Raw genomic sequence first — 17643 nt, 5'->3', positions numbered from 1 at the left:
AAACAATGAATCAACCTAATCAAGCAGTGGTTATGGCATCCACGCTGTATATCGTGCCCACCCCTATCGGTAATATGGGCGATATCACGCAACGTGCGTTGGATGTTCTTAAACATGTTGACCTTGTCGCTGCAGAAGACACACGGCATTCAGGAATACTGTTACAGAATTTTGCCATTAATGCACGCATGTTCGCCTTGCATGATCATAATGAACAGCAGAAGGCAGATCAATTAATTAGCAGACTTCAACAGGGCGATAGTATCGCATTAGTTTCCGATGCAGGTACACCTTTAATTAACGATCCTGGCTATCATTTAGTCACTCGTTGCCGTGAAGCGGGGATCCGTGTTGTGCCATTACCCGGTGCATGCGCTGCAATCACGGCGCTTAGTGCCGCGGGTTTGCCTTCTGACCGTTTTTGCTATGAGGGATTTCTACCCGCCAAAAGTAAAGGCAGAAAAGATGTCCTTAAAGCACTTGAACGAGAAACGCGTACATTAATTTTTTATGAGTCAACACATCGCTTACTCGATAGTTTAGCAGACATGATTGAAGTTTGGGGACCCGAGCGTCATGTGGTGCTTGCTCGTGAAATCACAAAGACTTGGGAGTCAATTGAAGGACGGCCTGTCGGGGAGCTATTCGCTTGGGTAAAAGAGGATGAAAATCGTCATCGTGGTGAGATGGTGCTGATAGTCGAAGGCTATAAAGCAAATCCGGATGACGATGACATTTCACCTGATGTTATCCGTACGTTGAATCTGCTACAGCAGGAGCTCCCCCCTAAAAAAGCGGCAGCGATTACTGCTGAAATTTATGGCTTAAAGAAAAATCGCCTTTATAAATTGATGCTTGAACAACCTAATAACGATTGATAACTGCATAAACCCCTATACAAGGCTAGGCAAAGTGCCTATAATCCGCAGCGGAGTTGGCCAGACAACCGCTGCTCTATCGTTGTCCTTCGGGAGACGGGTAGAGGGGAGGAAAGTCCGGGCTCCATAGGGCAGGGTGCCAGATAACGTCTGGGAGGCGCAAGCCTACGACTAGTGCAACAGAGAGCAAACCGCCGATGGCCTGTTTACAGGCACAGGTAAGGGTGAAAGGGTGCGGTAAGAGCGCACCGCGCGACTGGCAACAGTTCGTGGCACGGTAAACTCCACCCGGAGCAAGACCAAATAGGGGTTCATATGGTGCGGCCCGCATTGAACTCGGGTAGGTTGCTGGAGCCAGTGCGCAAGTGCTGGCCTAGATGAATGGTTGTCCAAGACAGAACCCGGCTTATCGGCCAACTCCAATTTTTTCATCATACTTCAAACCGTGGCTGCGTTGGCCCTAGTGACATACCTTTGTATGCACCTAGGGATATCTTCGTTTTGCCGCCTTGCCACAACTGGAATGACTGAGCAAAAATTCCAGTGATCCAGTTGCTGCCTTACCATAACGTGAGTTACTGAGAAAAAACGTCAGTGCTATTCAAACTTATTAAAAAAGAATCACTGCTGACGGTTTTTTAAATGGTTACTTAACGGCTTGTTTAACCATTTCTAGCAACTTACGCACATCGTCTGGACGGGTGTCGCCGCTTTCTTTATCAATGATTGAACTGTAAATGTGCGGAATAATTTTCTTCACACCAGCATCGAGGGCGATTTGCAGGATTTGTGGAAAATTCTCCAAATCAATGCCACCTGTTGGTTCTAGTGAAAAATCAAACTTAGCACAGGCTTTAGCAACCGCTTTATATTCTTCAATATAAGTTAATCCTTTCATATTAAAGAACTTGATAGAGCTTGCCCCCATATCTTTCAGCATCATAATGGCGGTTTCAACAGGAACGATTCCTTCTGGCGCCTGAGAGCTGAGTGGGCCAGTAGAGATTTTTACCATACCAACAGTACCACTCGGTGAGACTAACGCGTTGACAAACGTTTCATTTTGTCCAAGCAGTGCACGGCTAATCGGTGCACCTGTGAACACTTGGTTGACGTGCTGTGGTTGGATTTCCTGAGAAATTAATGAAACCATGGTGGATTGATTAGGGTCACCTGCCCCAAGTCCTACAGATAGCGCATTATCGGTCTCTTTTGCGTAAACACGCATATCCGCAATCGCGCTATCTAAATCAGGGTAATTTTTCGATAGTACACCAACAACGACAAAGGTTTCAGCTGCTTGATAGATATCTTTGGCATTTTGATGGCTGCCAGCGAGGACATTCAGGCAAACACGGTTTTGGTAAAAATTTGGTGATAATTTCATGTTAAATTCCTTTAACTAACAAACGGATACGCTCTGCAATGATATTCAGTTGATCATTGCTGACACTGCGAATATCCGCTTCTACCTTACCTTCATTGGCTTTATATTCGCGAAAGTAGATTGCAGTATCCCCTTGTTTTAATTCGCTCATGATTTGATAGGTCGTTTTACCCATCATTTTTTCATCAAAGCTAATTTCAGCGCGGGCGATATCACGTCCGGCAGCATCCCATACGATGCGAGCCGAAATCGCAGGGATCCCATTGAGCTCTTCAATAAAGCCATTCATGCGATTCACCATTTCAGCGCCAGTTTCTTTTGTGGCGGTTAAGTATTGTTCTATCGCCAGTGTTAATCCTAAAATGCCTTCCTTGCCGACTTTCATTGCGCGGCCAATACCTTGGCTTTGGCGTTTTACCCATTCGATATAGGTTTTTTTACCCACAACGAGGCCGCTGGTTGGTCCTTCGATCGCTTTAGCGCCACTGTAAATCACTAAATCAGCGCCTGATTGATAGTAGCTGGTCAGATCTTCCTCTGCCGCGGCGTCAACGATCAGTGGCACATGATGTTGACGAGCAACAGCCGCGGCTTCGCTCACGCTAAGCATACTTTTTTGCACTGTGTGGTGGGATTTGATGTACAGAATAGCTGCTGTTTGTGGCGTGATCTTCGCGGAAAGTTGAGCTGCCGAACATTCATTAGCAAAACCCGCTTCAATCACTTTGCCGCCACCGAGTGTGATCATCGTATCGACGGGGGCACCAAAATTAACGTTATGACCTTTGGGTAAGACGATTTCACGTGGAACAGCCTTAGAGGATGAGTGTAAATTTAGCAGCAAGTCATCGTCATCACGTACAATCACAGCAGCAACGGCTTGTGCGATCCCCGCGGAAGCACAAGAAACCACAACGGCACTTTCAACATCAAGTAATTTCGCAATGTAATCGCCAGTTTTATTCACTAAATCTTTAATTTCAAAATAGTGATTAAGGCCATAAGCGACACGTTCAACCACCTCTGGTGTTGGGGTTGAAACGCCAAGAATGGTCATGCGGCCAGAGGCGTTAATCACGTGTTTTAGTTGATACTTCTCATAAATCGATTGCATGTTCAGATTCGCCTTCTGCATGAATAATATGTTTTCCACCAATAATCGCGGCAATGGGCACAAAGCGATGAGTACCGATGCGGCGTTCGCCTTCAGCATCCGTGAGTTCAGTGGCTTCTTCTTTTAAATCAAACAGTGTGATGTCGGCATCAAAGCCAGGCTTTAAATAACCTTTTGCAGGTAGAGCTAATAAATCGGCGGCTTTTTCTGTCACACAGCGCAATATTTTTTCTGCGCTAAAGCCCATACACAGGAATTTGGTCATCACAAAAGCAAGGCTATAAACTGGACCATTAACCCGATTTCGATGATAGATATCAGAGCTAATAATGTCTGGATAGGTACCAATACGCATCGCTTGTTCTGCGACTTTAAAGCTAAAGCTTTCACCGCCATGACCGACATCTAAGATCACACCGCGCGCAAGTGCACGTGCAATCGACGGTTTTAAATTTCCATCATTATCAAGAATGCGATTCGGCTTACCATTAAAGCAGTGAGTAATAATATCCCCACGCGTCAATAAATCTGCAATCTCATCAATATTAGGTGGGTTATTACCAATGTGTACCATTAATGGCAGTCGATGCTTTTTCTGCATCTGTTTGGCTTTGAGGAGGGGAGCAATACCGTTGTCACCAACGACACTTTTACTCATGCGTGCTTTCATTCCAACAACAAAACCTTCGTGGCGTTCTATCGCCTCTTGGAAACAGGTTTCGTCGATATTATTCATATCAGATAATTCATTTTGCGCGATAATACCGATACGTGAAATGTTTAATAAGGAAAATACGTTAGTCTGGGCTTTTTGTGTTAGCTGATAAAATTTATCAATATCATCAGCACCGACACTGCCTGCATCAACCAGTGAGGTAACCCCACCAGCAGCACCTGCTAAATCGGGGTCATCGAAGTAAATAGGTGACTCCACAAAACAGTGAGCGTGCGAATCAATCCACCCTGCGCTGACATAGGTTTTTCCTTTTAGATCAATCCATTTTTCAGCTTGTTGGTTGCAGGCCAACGCCGGGCCCGCAGCTTCGATCTTTCCATTTTTAATCAGAATATCGATTAATGTTCCATCGATATGTTTACCCTGTTTGATGATTAAAGAATACATAATTACCTTCTTTGCTATTTAGTCATTAGGCGGCGAGAGGGAAGAAATAACCAAATAACATCGCGCCTAAAATTGCACCACCTGCGACAGGTTTCTGCCATACATAGAAGATGAGTGAACCAATCAGCGAACCAATACCAATCGGAATGGAGGCAGCCATCGCAGCCAAAATAATTAAAGGACCTAAGAAACGACCGGACGTATTACCTGCTCCCATCATTATGTCAGCACCGAATGTCGAGTTGGCTTGTGCGATGGTAAATTTACGCGCAAATACAATGATCAAGCCAATTAACACGCCGAGTAACAAACCAGTAATCAGGGAGATCCAGAAATTGGTAACCAAAATATCCCAACCCGCCGCAAGAAATAGCGCTGGGACGCCAAGGCCAATACCTGTTTGTAATGCACCACCGATATCCAAAATACCGACTAGGGAGCCTTCGATGATCCGTGCGAACAGGAAGCTCGCACCAAATGCCGCAACAGCGCCATAAACGCCTGTATCTAAGCCTGCTTTTAACATTGCGACGAAAGCAACTTCGTTAAATGCGCCGAATCCGTAAACAACATACATGTGAGTCCCTGCAAAAATGCCTGCTGATAATAGCCCGACAAAAATAGGGAACGACCACTCAGCGTACCAAAAATCTTGTTTGTTAATTTCAGTTGTCATAATTATTTCCCGCTCAGTAATCCATGGATGTATTCAAGCCACAGAGGTTTATCTAAGTTGAAAGAGGTGATCATCTTCAGGTCAAACTCACGGAAGAAGCCACTTAAAACAAACAGTAAGACAACGGTGATCATCATCGTACGTGTGACACGGTTCCAGCCGTTATCATCAACACCTTTACCGATCAGGATACCCAGAACCAAGCCAGGGATAGCATTTCCCATAATGAGTTGTGCACAGCCACCGAAAAGGGTAGCCCAAAAACCTGAGCGTCGACCTGCATCCATCGCGGCTAACCAGAAAATAACTGGCATTACGGTATTTACCAGTAGGTTTGCAGCAGGCACTAATACGTTGATTGCTGTCGTTTGTAACGCAGCAGGAACAGCGGACGCTGTTGTATTTAAGAAGGCAACAACCAATGCACCGATAATGGTACAAGCTAGAGCCATTTTTTTCGGGTTATGCAGTGTTTCAGCGACATTACGGTTTTTAGAGAGCAATGCAGCCGCACCCCAGTTAGGAATGATGCGGTGGTCAACGTCTTGTGTGAATGCACCGGCGGCAACCGAGGATGCCCATGCGTTAAAGAAGAAGCCTAAACCGAACGAGAAGTGAGAAGCAGGATCGCCTTCACATGCATTCAGTTCGCCGAGTGTACGGAATGCCCCCATCCCTTGGACTGTAGGAGCGTGGAACATGCGGGCAGCACCTGCACCAAGGCCAAAGCCACATAGGCCGCCTATAATGAGGGACATACCCAGTATTTCTAAGAAAGATGCAGTTTCACTCATGGAAATGCCTCCAGACCTGAATTGTTTTTATTGTTCTGTAAATGGTATTTCGTTGACAGAAAGTAGGGTGACATCTAGCGAAACGTCGAGCACCACACGGAAATGTTCACGTTTGCGCGGCAGAAAAACGAAAAGAAACTTTTCTGTCCGCGAGTGCGAATATGCACTCACAACGGCAACATCCTTAGGTTCGATTCGCAGGATAATGTCATTGCTCTCTTTTAGTACCGTGCGTTGAATCGAGTTCAGTGCATCAGCAATGGCTTTTTGTTTGCTGTCACCTTGCCCAGAGACTCGCACAACCGTTTCGATAGATTTCTTCATTACGCGTCGCCGTATTTTTTGAGGTAAGCTTTAACTAAGCGCTCGCCTAATTCTTCTTTATCCATAAAGCCAAAGCCTAAAACAGTGCAACCCTCAGCAATCGCGGTTTCACCTTCCTCAATCGAGCGCATGCCATAACGCGCCTTATAGCCGTATTTAGTTTGTGCTGTGATAGCACCTGCACCACCACTTCCACAAAAGGAGATACCTAAATCAGCGTGTTCAGCATTCATAACATCACCGAGCTTCATATCTGCCGCTACACCCGGGACAACAATGGCTTTACCGCCTGCACTTTCAACTCCTACTGCCACTTTTTGGCCTTTTCCTAAACGGTCTCCGATAGCAACAACAACTTGTTTCATAGTGATATTCCTCAAAAATTAATCATTCGAACGGATAACTTCAAAGTGAACAGAGAGTAAAAATGTCTCTTCTGGCGCGAGCCCTGGTAGGGTATCGACAACACGTTGCGATAAAGCAATCGAGTGTTCTGAAATCTCATCAAATAGGCTGATATCGACTTCAGGTAAGGCTTCACCCGTTTTAGCTCTAACCACCATGGCTCTAAGATGAGACTCCAACATCTGTTGTTGTACATCCGTGGTGTAGCAATTTTCCTGTTTAAGCCAGCCACTAATGACGGCCAGCAGTTCTTGTGTTACCTCATCGATATCGAGGTTATTTTCCGACATCTTAAAAACGACAACTGATTCACTCATAACTGTTTAAAATCCAAGGTAATAATGCAATTAAACTGCTTTGTTCCTTTATGATAAATACCTTAGTCGCTTCAAGAGAACTTGTGCAGACATTGAATTTCCACTTGTAAGTGGAAATTAATTGGAAGGATATAACGTGCTTTTGTGTATGAAATCCGAGCTAATCGGAAATTAAATGGAAATTTAGACTTTTTTCGATTATTGAAAATAAGTAGTCTTAAGTAGGGAGCTACATTAATGTATTAAAATTCAACCTATTAATGATTTTCTGCTAGTGATGGAAAACAGGCATTGTGATTAAAAAAGAAGTGGAAATGAAAAAGTGGAAATAGGCGCTAAAGGTCATTTTGCATTTCCACTTACGAATATGGCACAACAAAAAGGCGATTTTGGTGATAAATAAAATGATGGATTTGCGGTCATGATCACGCAAAATGCCGGAATAGCGATTTTTCCAATAATAAGTGGAAGCAAACTATACGTCGCTTTCATTGAGAAGTGCATCTTAATGATGAAATATAACCTGATTGTTAAGGTGTTAAATGACAAAGTAAACCGCAATATACTAGCGTCTCAAGTCAAAATTCTTGGTCTAGTTACTGAATATGGTGATACAAAAAAATATAACAGTTAGGATATAGAAGATAAAAAGTACACCTTTTGGTAAAGGGAATGATCTAGTGCATCAAACCATTAGATGACTACCTGTAACTTTTCCTAGTATTTGTCTAAATAAGTTTGATAAGAAAAACATGGGTGATTGGATTATCATCTTTTATTGAGTCCTGTACAACTATAAAGAGGGGTACAATCTATAGCGATAGTATTAATTCCTCACATAAAAATGTCGTATGATTTTGTTTCAAATTTAGAATAAATAACAGTTAAATCCAATAATGATTTTTATCTGCAATATCATCTCAGCATAGTTACGATGATATTGCGCTTAGCAGCTTATCTTAAAATAATAAATTATTCTAAGAGTGATTTTTTATTGATGATTTGCCATATTCTTTGAATATATCAGAACGGGCGAGCTGATAGAGCTGACATAATAGCGGTCAAGACATCAATAAATATCATTGTTTATTAGTTAATTTATTAATTTTACTGATTTTTCTTTAAGGTCCTAATAATTTTAAAGAAAAGGTATTAGCTTGTTAGGCTGTTAACGATAATAACCATTACATCGGCGATATCTTTGCGCTGCTTATATGCATTCTGGTACTCAATAGAATGGTAACATGAGAGTGCGGTTTCATAGTCTTTAAATTCTATAACAACATGTTTCTCATAAGTTTTTCCCTCTAATGTTATGGCATTTTCTCCTCTTGCAAGAAATTTGCCTTGATATTTCTGTAAGGCTGTCGCAGCAAGCTGCATATATTGAGGATATTTTTGAGTATCAAAAACGGTAACATGTGCAATCCAGTATGCGGGCATATTATTTTTCCTGTTTTTCTAATATAGATTTAGCAATAATCGATGCTTCAGTTAAGTGTTCAACCACCGCAGTTTTAGCGGCTTCACCATCATTTTTCTCAATGGCAGAGTAGATTCGTTTCATTCTTTCGAATCCTGTTATTTTTCGATCTTTTGTTTTTAATGTCATAGCTCTTAGTCGGCTAATTCTGCTATTTAGGCGCTGAACAATTTCCCAAGCAATAGAGTGTGTAGCGATAGAAAATAACGTTTCATAGAATTCAGTTGAGGCAGTGATTGATTTAAAATCATCCTGACTTAATGAAGCATCATCAATTTTTTGCAGTTTATCTAAAAGTATTTTTTTATCCTGAGCGGTCGCTTTTTCGGCACAGGCTTTAGCCGCTTCTTGCTCTAGTAAGATACGGATATTATATATTTGTTCAGCTTGCTGCCAATTTAACATGGCAACAATAGGCCCTTTTTTGGCTAATATCTCAATTAATCCTTCAGATTCAAGATACCTTAAAACTTCTCTGACAATACTACGACTAACTCCAAGCTCTTCACATAAACTTCGTTCTACTAGCCTATCACCAGCTTTAAAGTAGCCAGAAATAATAGCTTGACGAATTTTTTCAAGAGCGATCTCCCGCAGTGTTAACGGAACATTATTAATTTTTAATGAATGTGAACTGTCCATTTTTACCCATTTAATCATCAAATATTTGATCTCTACTATACAACAAAAAAGTTTTAATAGTAAAAGTTTGACATCTTGTATGTTGGTATGCCAACTTACAATAATACAATATAGGCTTGACAATTAATTAACAAGAGGTCGTTATGCATCCAATAATCCGTAAGACAATTTTGAGCACCGAAACGATTTATATTGATGGTCATAAAGAAGCAGATAAGCCGCTTATCATGATTGCTGCGGCAGCAGTAATAAAAAATCCATGGGTAGGGGAAGGATATGTTGATGATTTATCCTTAAAAATTAGAGAGATAGCACCTGTATTAGGAAAAGTGCTAACGAACATGATTATTGAAGAAGCTGGTGGTGGTGAGTGTATTGAAGCTTTTGGTAAATGTGCAGTTGTTGGATTAAAAGGTGAGCTTGAGCATGCATCGGCTTTGATTCATACGTTACATTTTGGTAACCATTATCGTAATGCAGTAGGTGGAAAATCTTATTTAGCATTCAATAACACTCGAGGACCTGCTAATTCACCGATTTTAATTCCTATGATGGGTAAAAACGATGAAGGGAGCCGAGCTCATTATTTAACTTTCCAATTCAATATTTCTGATGCTCCGTTTGAAGATGAAATTGTCATTGCGTTAGGTGCTGCATTAGGTGGTCGCCCTCACCACAGGATTGGCGATCGTTATCAAGATTTAAAAGAGTTAGGTCATGATCAGAAGAACCCAGCAGCTATCTAATTTAAATATGGAAGTTAGCTACTTAGAAGAAGGCCAAGGTAGGCCTCTTGTTTTAATCCATGGTGTCGGTATGTGTGCTGAAACATGGGAAGAACAAATTGAGTCTTTGTCAGCTTTTTATCAAGTGATTGCGGTGGATATGCCGGGTCATGGTTATAGTTCGGGTTTTGTATATCGGCCAGAACTACAAAATTATGTTTCTTGGATGGGGGCATTCTTACAATCTCTTGGTTTAGCAGATGTCATATTAGTTGGCCACTCTATGGGAGGCTTAATTACTGGGGGAGTGTGTATTGAATATCCGCAATTAATCAAAGGTGCCGTCATTATCAGTAGTGTATATCGCCGTGATGAACAGGCAAAAATTGCAGTTAGACAAAGAGCAATAGAACTTGCCTCTGGCCAAGCTCAGATAGATGCGCCATTGCAGCGTTGGTTTGATGGCTCAAAAGAACAGCAACAAATTAGGCGAAAAGTTATGAATTGGCTGAATCAGGTTAATCTTGATGGTTATGCTAAAGCTTATTATGCCTTTGCTAATGGTGATGATATTTACGCAAAAAACTGGCATGAGATAAGTTGCCCCCTTTTAGTTATTACAGGGGAAAATGACAATAATTCTAGCCCAAGTATGGCAATAAAAATGGCAGAGAATAGCCAAAAAGGAAGGGCAATTATTATTCCAGGTGAAAGGCATATGCTAACACTCACTGCATCTCGGCTAGTTTCTTATGAAATAAAAGAATTTGTTGAAAATATATGTAATTCAGAAAACTACATGATGTGAGGGTAATTGTATGGAAATACAAGATCGCCGACAATTGAGAGATGCATTTGGCTCTTTTTTAACGGGAGTAACAGTAGTAACTAGCAGAGACTCAAATAATGAACCTATAGGATTTACTGCGAATTCATTCTCATCAGTGTCATTAGATCCTGCTTTGTTACTTATTAGTATCGATAAACGTTCTGCAAATTTTGATAATTTTACACGTTGTGAGCATTTTGCTGTAAATATACTTTCTGAGAAACAAAAAGACATATCCAATATTTTTGCACAGAAAATTGAAGATCGTTTTTCACATGTCAATTGGTTTACTGCGACATCAGATAGTCCAATTATCAGTGAAAGTTCCGCTTGGTTCGATTGCAGCCTATATCAAGTCATTGATGCTGGAGATCACGCCATTCTTATTGGAAAAGTAGTCGATTTTCATTCGGAAGGTACAGCAGGGCTTGGTTTTTACCGAGGTGCTTATTTTACTCCTTATGAGAGTGCGCAATCAGTTATTCAAAATCCAGAATTAATCATTAGTGCACTTATAGAATCTGAAAATAAAGTCATTATGTTTAGAGACAGTTTGAATAATTATTGTCTACCTTCTAGCGTTATTAGTGAAAAAGGAGTTCATGAAACATTAGAATATTTGTTTAATAAAATAGGTATTCAAGCCAGCCCAGGGTTTATTTATTCCGTTTACGAAGATAGAAAAAATAAAAAACAACATATTGTTTTTTTATGTGCAGTTGCGACTGATACATCTTCAATACTGAAAAATGGTCAATTTATTAATATCGATGAACTATCAAAAATTAAACTTGATGATTATGCCGTAAATTCGCTGATTAAACGTTTTACTCAGGAAGCCACAGCCGGAAATTATAGTGTGTATTACGGTGATGAGAATAATGGACAAGTAAAACAGTTAATAGCTTAAATTTAAATAAAGGATCATAGTATGCAATTTTCACTTTTTATCCATATGGAAAGAATTTCACCTGAGGAATCACAAGAGAAACTGTATCAAGAAATGATTGAACTGTGCAAGATAGCAGATCAAGGAGGGATGCACGCTATTTGGACAGGAGAGCATCATGGTATGAATTTTACTATTGCTCCTAATCCATTTATTAATCTTGTTGATATCGCAAGACAAACTAAAAATGTTCGATTAGGAACGGGAACTATTGTAGCGCCTTTTAACCACCCCATCCGCTTAGCTGGTGAAGCTGCTATGACGGACTTAATTACGGATGGTCGTCTTGATCTGGGAATTGCTAGAGGAGCATATTCATTTGAATATGAAAGATTATCACCAGGCTTAACGCCTTGGGAAGCAGGGCAACGCATGCGTGAATTAATTCCAGCCGTAAAAGCGCTATGGGAAGGAGACTATGAACATAAAGGTGAGTTTTGGTCTTTTCCTTCAACAACATCCGCTCCCTTGCCAAAGCAAAGACCTCATCCCCCGATTTGGGTAGCAGCACGTGATCCTAACAGCCATGAATTTGCAGTGAAAAATGAATGTAATGTGCAGGTTACACCATTGCATCAAGGTGAAGAGGAAATCGCACGATTAGTGACATGCTTTAAAGAAGCGAAGGAAAAATTTCCACCTAAAGTACCATTAAAGATCATGATGTTACAACATGGTTATGTTGCTGATAATGAAGAGGATGCTCAATTAGCAGCCATTGAACTAAATCGTTTTTATCAGTATTTCGGAGCTTGGTTTAAAAATGAAAGGCCAATAAAACAAGGTTTAATTGAACCATTAACTGAAGAGGAAATTGAGCGGAATTCATACTATACACCTGAAATCATGAGAAAAAACCTTGCTATAGGCCCAGCGAATGAAGTCATTGAGAAATTAAAAAAATATGAACGAATGGGATATGACGAGTTTTCCCTTTGGATCGACAGTGGTATGCCATTTGAACGCAAAAAAGCGTCATTAGAGCGTTTTATTACTCAAGTCATGCCTGCATTTGCATAATAGTGAGGGGAAAATGGAAAAGTTTCAATTATATATTAATGGGCAATTTGAACCAGGGGTGAGACAGTTCGAAAGTATCAACCCTGCAAATGAAAAACCGTGGGCACAAGTTGCAGAGGCAGGACGTGATGAAACAGAACGTGCCGTCGAGTCAGCTTATGAGGCCTTTCATTCCCCAATTTGGAAAGCTTACACAGCGAGCCAAAGAGGAAAATTACTCTTACGTTTAGCCGATTTGATCGAACAACATGCAGCTGAACTTGCAAGATTAGAAACACAAGATACCGGAAAAATTATTCGGGAAACACAAGCTCAAATTTCTTATGTGGCTGAATATTATCGTTATTATGCTGGTTTGGCAGATAAGATGGAAGGTGCTTATTTGTCTATTGATAAGCCTGATATGGAAACGTGGATCCGACGTGAGCCAATCGGTGTTGTCGCGGCTATTATTCCATGGAATAGCCAATTATTTTTATCAGCAGTCAAAATTGGCCCAGCAATAGCGGCTGGCTGTACCTTGGTAATTAAAGCTTCTGAATACGCCCCTACACCGTTACTTGCATTAGCAAGCTTGATCCATCAAGCAGGATTTCCAGCTGGGGTTTGTAATATTATTACAGGTTTTTCATCGGAATGTGGGGAGATACTGACTCAACACCCGAAAGTGAATCATATTGCATTCACAGGTGGTGTTGAGACGGCAAAGTATATTGTTCGTAATAGCGCTGAAAACCTTGCAAGCCAATCTCTTGAATTAGGTGGTAAATCCCCTTTTATTGTTTTTGATGATGCAGACCTAGAGAGTGCAGCAAATGCGCAAGTTGCTGCAATATTTGCAGCATCTGGTCAAAGTTGTGTTGCTGGTTCACGCCTATTAGTTTCTCAATCTATTAAAGATGAATTTTTAAATAAACTAAAAGAGAAAGCTCAAGCTATCGTTATTGGTGATCCTAAACAACATAGTACCCAGTTTGGGCCACTCTGTACTTTAAAGCAGATAGAAAAAATAAAACAAGTTGTTGATAACTCTATAAAACAAGGCGCTGCATTAATTACGGGACATTATGATGTAACAGAAAAGGGTTATTACTATCCCCCCACAATTCTTGATTGCACAAAAGTACCAAAAGCAGATTGTGTAAAACTTGAATTATTTGGCCCCGTACTTTCTGTTCAAAGCTTTGATAGTGAAGCCGAAGCACTCGCATTGGCGAATGATTCTGACTATGGTCTTGCTGCCGGCATTTTTACTAAAAATCTTACTCGTGCACACCGCCTGACAAAGCAATTACGTACAGGGATTGTATGGCTGAATACCTATCGAGCAGTCTCTCCTTTGGCGCCTTTTGGTGGTTATAAGCTATCTGGCCATGGTAGAGAAGGAGGTTTGGATGCTGCAATGCAATATACCACTACAAAAACGGTCTGGTTACGGACGAGTGATGAAGCAATTGATGACCCATTTATAATGAGATAATAGTTATGAAAAACGTACTTTTACGCGAGAAGGGATGGGTCAATGGAGAATGGATCGATTCCATTAATGGAGCTACCACCCCTATTTATAACCCTGCAACAAAAATGTTGCTTGGGGAAGTTGCTAGCTTAGGCGCTCAGGAAACTCAAATAGCTATAGATGGGGCACAGCTGGCATTAGTTGACTGGAAAAAAGTGCCAGCCCGTCGGCGTGCAAATATATTACACCTTTGGTATCAGTTAATTATCAAATATCAAAATGAATTAGCTGATATCTTAACTCAAGAACAAGGAAAAGTTTTATCAGAGGCGCGTGGTGAAATTATTTATGCAGCAAATTATGTACGTTGGTTTGCTGAAGAGGTATTGCGTATTAATGGGGAAGTACTCCCAGGTGAATCAACGAGTCAAAAAGTTATTGTTTCTAAACACCCTATAGGGGTTGTTGCTGCGATTACACCATGGAATTTTCCGGCGGCAATGATCACGCGTAAAGTTGCGCCAGCTTTAGCGGCGGGTTGTACTTGTATTGTTAAACCGTCACCTGAAACACCTTTTACTGCGTTGGCTTTAGCAGAATTAGCTGCACAGGCAGGGTTACCAGCAGGATGCTTAAATATTGTTCCTGGTGATGCAATTGATATTGGCAGTACATTGATGCAAAGCGAAGTTGTCAGAAAACTCAGTTTCACTGGTTCAACTCCTGTTGGGAAATTATTGATGGCTCAGGCTGCACAAAATGTAAAGCGACTTTCCCTTGAGCTTGGTGGAAATGCACCTTTTATTGTTTTTTCTGATGCTGATATTACAAAAGCTGTTGATGCTGCAATGTATGGAAAGTTTAGAAACTCAGGCCAAACATGTGTTTGTATTAATAGATTTTTAGTGCATGAATCTGTACATGATAAATTTACTAATTTATTAAAAAATAAAATGCAAGCATTAAAGGTTGGTAATGGAATAATAACAAGTTCTGATATGGGACCACTTATTAATCAACAGGCAGTTGAAAAGATAAAGGAGCATATTTTAGATGCAATAGAAAAAGGGGGAGAATTATTATGTGGTGGAGATTATTTCCAACAAGAAACATTGTTTTTCCAACCAACGTTAATAACTAATGGTCACTCAGATATGTTGGCATTTAGTGAGGAAACGTTTGGTCCATTAGCTGTTATTTATCCTTTTAGCACCGAAGAAGAAGCAATTAATTTAGCAAATAAAACAGAGTATGGCCTTGCTGCATACTGTTTTACTCAGAGTTTAGCTACTGCATGGAAAATGCAAGAGGAACTTGAATACGGTATGGTTGGTATTAATTCAACACATATTTCTAATGAAATAGTACCTTTTGGTGGAATTAAACAATCTGGTTTTGGACGGGAAGGCTCTCATCATGGAATTAATGAATATTTAGAAATTAAATATACGCTTTTTGGAGATTAATTGTGAAAAATAGTCATCAATCGTTATATGAAAAAGGTTTAAAAATAAGGAAAGATGTTTTAGGTAGTGAATATGTTTTACAATCAATTAATAATGCTACCGAGTTTAATAAACCTCTTCAAGAGTTAGTGACTGAATATTGTTGGGGGGCAGTATGGGGGCGTAATGGTTTAGAAAAAAAAGAGCGAAGTATGATTAATCTTGCCATGATATCGGCCTTAAATCGTCCACATGAACTTAAGTTACATGTAAAAGGCGCTCTACGAAATGGTTTAACGCCAGAGCAAATTAGTGAAGTATTGTTGCAGGTTGCTATTTATTGTGGGGTGCCAACAGCAGTTGATAGTTTTAGAATTGCGACACAGGCTATAGATGAATATTATTCTGAAAGTTAAATAAGAAATTTACTCTACAAAATATAATAAAAAATAATAATATCGGAGGATATTATGACTTCTTCTGCAAACAAAACAGAATTAATTGAAAGTAAATCTATCGATTATGTTCCAGAAAATGAAAGACACGGTAAGCCTAGAGATTTATTTACCCTTTGGTTTTGTACAAACATTGCACCGTTGGCAATATTTGTAGGGGCAACGTCAACACAAGTCTACAATCTCAATATTATTAGTGCAATTATAGCGATTATATGTGGACATTTATTTGGTGGCTTATTTCTTGCGCTAACCTCTGCACAAGGGCCACAGGTTGGTATTCCCCAAATGGTTCAAAGTCGAGCTCAATTTGGCCGATATGGTTCACTATTAGTTATTATATTTACCGCGGTCATTTACTTAGGTTTTTTTATTTCAAATATTATTTTATCTGGAAAGGCATTGCATATTGTAGCACCCAAAATAGAAATCCATTTTGCAACTATTATCGGTGCAATCAGTGCAACATTTATTGGTGTTGTAGGTTATAATTTTATCCATAAAATCAATAAAATTGGTTCGTGGGTGATGGGGGGAGCACTATTATCAGGCTTTATTTATATGCTTTCTCAACCTTTGCCTAGTGACTTTTGGTATAAAGGTTCATTTAGTCTTGTAGGATGGTTTGCTGTTTTTAGTATTAGTGCCGTCTGGCAAATAAGTTTTTCTCCGTATACTTCTGATTACTCAAGATACTTACCGAAAGATGTTGGGATAGCTAAACCTTTTTGGTATACCTATTTTGGGGCATGTGGGGGAACTATTTTAGCATTTTTGTTTGGCGTTTTTGCTGTAAATAGTGCACCGCATGTTCAAGAATCTATGGAAGCGGTAAAATTAGTTACTGGCTTTTTAGGTCCAATATTAATGATACTTTTTTTAATTAATATTATCTGCCATAACGCTATGAATTTATATGGTGCAGTTCTTTCTATTATTACTGCGATTCAAACGTTTATACCTCATTGGAAAACATCAACAAGTGTAAGGGTTATTTATTCTACTATTGTTTTGTTGGGGGCAACGCTTATCGCATTGGCTTCATCTGCAAGTTTTGTTTCGTTCTTCTTAAATATGATATTTGCACTTAGTTCTGTGTTAATTCCTTGGGCAATTATTAATCTTTTAGATTTTTATTTAATTAAAAAGAAAATTTATAATATTAATGCTATTTTTGATGAGAAAGGCGGTGTGTATGGTTTATTTAATGTAAATTCCCTATCAGTATATTTTATTGGAATACTAGTTCAGATACCATTTATTAAAAATACTTTTTTCATAGGTCCGTATGCAGAATTGATTCCAGGTGTTGATCTTTCATGGTTAATTAGTCTTATTTGTACTTCACTACTTTATTCACTTTTTCATAATAAGAAACATACAATGAGTCAGTTAGAGGTTTATAATCAAAAGTATTAACTTGTATCTAATGTATAAAATTATTTTAGAGACTATTAATGAATTATACTTATAGTAACCTTATTTTTCACATTATTTATTTGATTGTTGTTTTTATAATCAGTTTGTTTCTCATGAGTGAGATGTTTCATTGTAAAAAATGATTATCATACTCACTCTATTGAGTGAGTTTGTTTTAAATCAATAATAAGGAAAAAAG

The 17643-nt window shown here is 39.6% G+C and carries 19 protein-coding genes and 1 other RNA gene; 10 read left to right on the top strand and 10 right to left on the bottom strand.

Annotation, left to right across the window (positions count from 1 at the left end; translation table 11 throughout):
• The first annotated feature begins 5 nt into the window (after positions 1–5).
• Together rsmI and rnpB are read left to right on the top strand one after the other, a co-directional pair.
• Entirely contained in the window at positions 6–878 is an 873-nt protein-coding gene (rsmI, locus tag P2E05_RS16780) for a 16S rRNA (cytidine(1402)-2'-O)-methyltransferase (protein WP_154621960.1), read from the top strand.
• A 52-nt stretch (positions 879–930) separates the two neighbouring features.
• Positions 931–1303: RNase P RNA component class A (gene rnpB, locus P2E05_RS16775), an RNA gene on the top strand.
• Positions 1304–1524: 221 nt separating this feature from the next.
• Here the strand turns inward: rnpB and dagF are convergent.
• From dagF to P2E05_RS16725, 10 genes are all read right to left on the bottom strand, one after another.
• Positions 1525–2265 (bottom strand): 2-dehydro-3-deoxy-phosphogluconate aldolase, encoded by a 741-nt coding sequence (gene dagF / locus P2E05_RS16770; protein ID WP_196713619.1) that lies wholly within the window; start codon positions 2263–2265, stop codon positions 1525–1527.
• A gap of 1 nt (position 2266) precedes the next feature.
• The gene (locus P2E05_RS16765) at positions 2267–3379 is read right to left on the bottom strand and encodes a DgaE family pyridoxal phosphate-dependent ammonia lyase (protein ID WP_154621962.1); all 1113 of its coding nucleotides are present in this window, start codon (positions 3377–3379) and stop codon (positions 2267–2269) included.
• A complete protein-coding gene (locus P2E05_RS16760) occupies positions 3363–4502 on the bottom strand; it encodes an amidohydrolase/deacetylase family metallohydrolase (RefSeq protein WP_154621963.1) in 1140 nt (379 codons plus the stop codon). The genes P2E05_RS16765 and P2E05_RS16760 overlap by 17 nt, the downstream gene beginning before the upstream one ends.
• 25 nt (positions 4503–4527) lie before the next feature.
• On the bottom strand, positions 4528–5178 hold the full coding sequence (locus P2E05_RS16755; RefSeq protein ID WP_154621964.1) for a DUF4310 family protein: 651 nt from the start codon (positions 5176–5178) through the stop codon (positions 4528–4530).
• A gap of 2 nt (positions 5179–5180) precedes the next feature.
• Positions 5181–5972 carry a DUF4311 domain-containing protein gene (locus tag P2E05_RS16750; RefSeq protein ID WP_163862983.1) on the bottom strand — a complete coding sequence of 264 codons (792 nt, stop codon included), beginning with the start codon at positions 5970–5972 and terminating at the stop codon, positions 5181–5183.
• A gap of 27 nt (positions 5973–5999) precedes the next feature.
• Positions 6000–6296, bottom strand: a complete 297-nt coding sequence (locus tag P2E05_RS16745; RefSeq protein WP_154621966.1) for a DUF4312 family protein — start codon at positions 6294–6296, stop codon at positions 6000–6002.
• A complete protein-coding gene (locus P2E05_RS16740) occupies positions 6296–6661 on the bottom strand; it encodes an SFCGS family glycine-rich protein (protein WP_154621967.1) in 366 nt (121 codons plus the stop codon). The genes P2E05_RS16745 and P2E05_RS16740 overlap by 1 nt, the downstream gene beginning before the upstream one ends.
• Before the next feature lie 18 nt (positions 6662–6679).
• Positions 6680–7018: a transcriptional antiterminator gene (locus P2E05_RS16735; RefSeq protein ID WP_163862981.1), complete on the bottom strand. Its 339-nt coding sequence runs from the start codon at positions 7016–7018 to the stop codon at positions 6680–6682.
• A 1152-nt stretch (positions 7019–8170) separates the two neighbouring features.
• Positions 8171–8461, bottom strand: a complete 291-nt coding sequence (locus P2E05_RS16730) for a DUF1330 domain-containing protein (RefSeq protein WP_154623197.1) — start codon at positions 8459–8461, stop codon at positions 8171–8173.
• Position 8462: 1 nt separating this feature from the next.
• Positions 8463–9161 (bottom strand): GntR family transcriptional regulator, encoded by a 699-nt coding sequence (locus P2E05_RS16725; protein ID WP_230085823.1) that lies wholly within the window; start codon positions 9159–9161, stop codon positions 8463–8465.
• A gap of 125 nt (positions 9162–9286) precedes the next feature.
• On the opposite strand from P2E05_RS16725, the gene P2E05_RS16720 reads away from it, so the two are divergent.
• The 8 genes from P2E05_RS16720 to P2E05_RS16685 are packed head-to-tail and all read left to right on the top strand — an operon-like array spanning position 9287 to position 17444.
• Complete coding sequence (locus P2E05_RS16720) at positions 9287–9889, top strand: amino acid synthesis family protein (protein ID WP_272657275.1); 603 nt, start codon at positions 9287–9289, stop codon at positions 9887–9889.
• Entirely contained in the window at positions 9861–10676 is an 816-nt protein-coding gene (locus P2E05_RS16715; protein ID WP_154623195.1) for an alpha/beta fold hydrolase, read from the top strand. Before P2E05_RS16720 ends, P2E05_RS16715 begins: the two co-directional genes overlap by 29 nt.
• A 10-nt stretch (positions 10677–10686) precedes the next feature.
• Positions 10687–11607, top strand: a complete 921-nt coding sequence (locus tag P2E05_RS16710) for a flavin reductase family protein (RefSeq protein WP_269723638.1) — start codon at positions 10687–10689, stop codon at positions 11605–11607.
• Positions 11608–11628: 21 nt separating this feature from the next.
• Complete coding sequence (locus P2E05_RS16705; protein ID WP_154623193.1) at positions 11629–12666, top strand: LLM class flavin-dependent oxidoreductase; 1038 nt, start codon at positions 11629–11631, stop codon at positions 12664–12666.
• 13 nt (positions 12667–12679) lie between these two features.
• The gene (locus P2E05_RS16700) at positions 12680–14146 is read left to right on the top strand and encodes an aldehyde dehydrogenase (RefSeq protein WP_154623192.1); all 1467 of its coding nucleotides are present in this window, start codon (positions 12680–12682) and stop codon (positions 14144–14146) included.
• Positions 14147–14151: 5 nt separating this feature from the next.
• Positions 14152–15591, top strand: a complete 1440-nt coding sequence (locus P2E05_RS16695) for an NAD-dependent succinate-semialdehyde dehydrogenase (RefSeq protein ID WP_154623190.1) — start codon at positions 14152–14154, stop codon at positions 15589–15591.
• Between the two features lie 2 nt (positions 15592–15593).
• Positions 15594–15986 (top strand): carboxymuconolactone decarboxylase family protein, encoded by a 393-nt coding sequence (locus P2E05_RS16690; protein ID WP_269723640.1) that lies wholly within the window; start codon positions 15594–15596, stop codon positions 15984–15986.
• A gap of 54 nt (positions 15987–16040) precedes the next feature.
• A complete protein-coding gene (locus P2E05_RS16685) occupies positions 16041–17444 on the top strand; it encodes a purine-cytosine permease family protein (RefSeq protein ID WP_272657277.1) in 1404 nt (467 codons plus the stop codon).
• The last annotated feature ends 199 nt before the right edge of the window (positions 17445–17643 follow it).

Origin of the sequence: Providencia stuartii, from assembly GCF_029277985.1 — a bacterium.
GTDB lineage: Bacteria > Pseudomonadota > Gammaproteobacteria > Enterobacterales > Enterobacteriaceae > Providencia > Providencia zhejiangensis.
This window is presented reverse-complemented; position numbering and strand designations above follow the sequence as displayed.

What these genes read in the sequence shown, in the direction of transcription:
- rsmI (WP_154621960.1), top strand. Translation starts at nt 6, where the DNA reads ATGAATCAACCTAATCAAGCAGTGGTTATGGCATCCACGCTGTATATC.
- dagF (WP_196713619.1), bottom strand. Translation starts at nt 2,265, where the DNA reads ATGAAATTATCACCAAATTTTTACCAAAACCGTGTTTGCCTGAATGTC.
- P2E05_RS16765 (WP_154621962.1), bottom strand. Translation starts at nt 3,379, where the DNA reads ATGCAATCGATTTATGAGAAGTATCAACTAAAACACGTGATTAACGCC.
- P2E05_RS16760 (WP_154621963.1), bottom strand. Translation starts at nt 4,502, where the DNA reads ATGTATTCTTTAATCATCAAACAGGGTAAACATATCGATGGAACATTA.
- P2E05_RS16755 (WP_154621964.1), bottom strand. Translation starts at nt 5,178, where the DNA reads ATGACAACTGAAATTAACAAACAAGATTTTTGGTACGCTGAGTGGTCG.
- P2E05_RS16750 (WP_163862983.1), bottom strand. Translation starts at nt 5,972, where the DNA reads ATGAGTGAAACTGCATCTTTCTTAGAAATACTGGGTATGTCCCTCATT.
- P2E05_RS16745 (WP_154621966.1), bottom strand. Translation starts at nt 6,296, where the DNA reads ATGAAGAAATCTATCGAAACGGTTGTGCGAGTCTCTGGGCAAGGTGAC.
- P2E05_RS16740 (WP_154621967.1), bottom strand. Translation starts at nt 6,661, where the DNA reads ATGAAACAAGTTGTTGTTGCTATCGGAGACCGTTTAGGAAAAGGCCAA.
- P2E05_RS16735 (WP_163862981.1), bottom strand. Translation starts at nt 7,018, where the DNA reads ATGAGTGAATCAGTTGTCGTTTTTAAGATGTCGGAAAATAACCTCGAT.
- P2E05_RS16730 (WP_154623197.1), bottom strand. Translation starts at nt 8,461, where the DNA reads ATGCCCGCATACTGGATTGCACATGTTACCGTTTTTGATACTCAAAAA.
- P2E05_RS16725 (WP_230085823.1), bottom strand. Translation starts at nt 9,161, where the DNA reads ATGATTAAATGGGTAAAAATGGACAGTTCACATTCATTAAAAATTAAT.
- P2E05_RS16720 (WP_272657275.1), top strand. Translation starts at nt 9,287, where the DNA reads ATGCATCCAATAATCCGTAAGACAATTTTGAGCACCGAAACGATTTAT.
- P2E05_RS16715 (WP_154623195.1), top strand. Translation starts at nt 9,861, where the DNA reads ATGATCAGAAGAACCCAGCAGCTATCTAATTTAAATATGGAAGTTAGC.
- P2E05_RS16710 (WP_269723638.1), top strand. Translation starts at nt 10,687, where the DNA reads ATGGAAATACAAGATCGCCGACAATTGAGAGATGCATTTGGCTCTTTT.
- P2E05_RS16705 (WP_154623193.1), top strand. Translation starts at nt 11,629, where the DNA reads ATGCAATTTTCACTTTTTATCCATATGGAAAGAATTTCACCTGAGGAA.
- P2E05_RS16700 (WP_154623192.1), top strand. Translation starts at nt 12,680, where the DNA reads ATGGAAAAGTTTCAATTATATATTAATGGGCAATTTGAACCAGGGGTG.
- P2E05_RS16695 (WP_154623190.1), top strand. Translation starts at nt 14,152, where the DNA reads ATGAAAAACGTACTTTTACGCGAGAAGGGATGGGTCAATGGAGAATGG.
- P2E05_RS16685 (WP_272657277.1), top strand. Translation starts at nt 16,041, where the DNA reads ATGACTTCTTCTGCAAACAAAACAGAATTAATTGAAAGTAAATCTATC.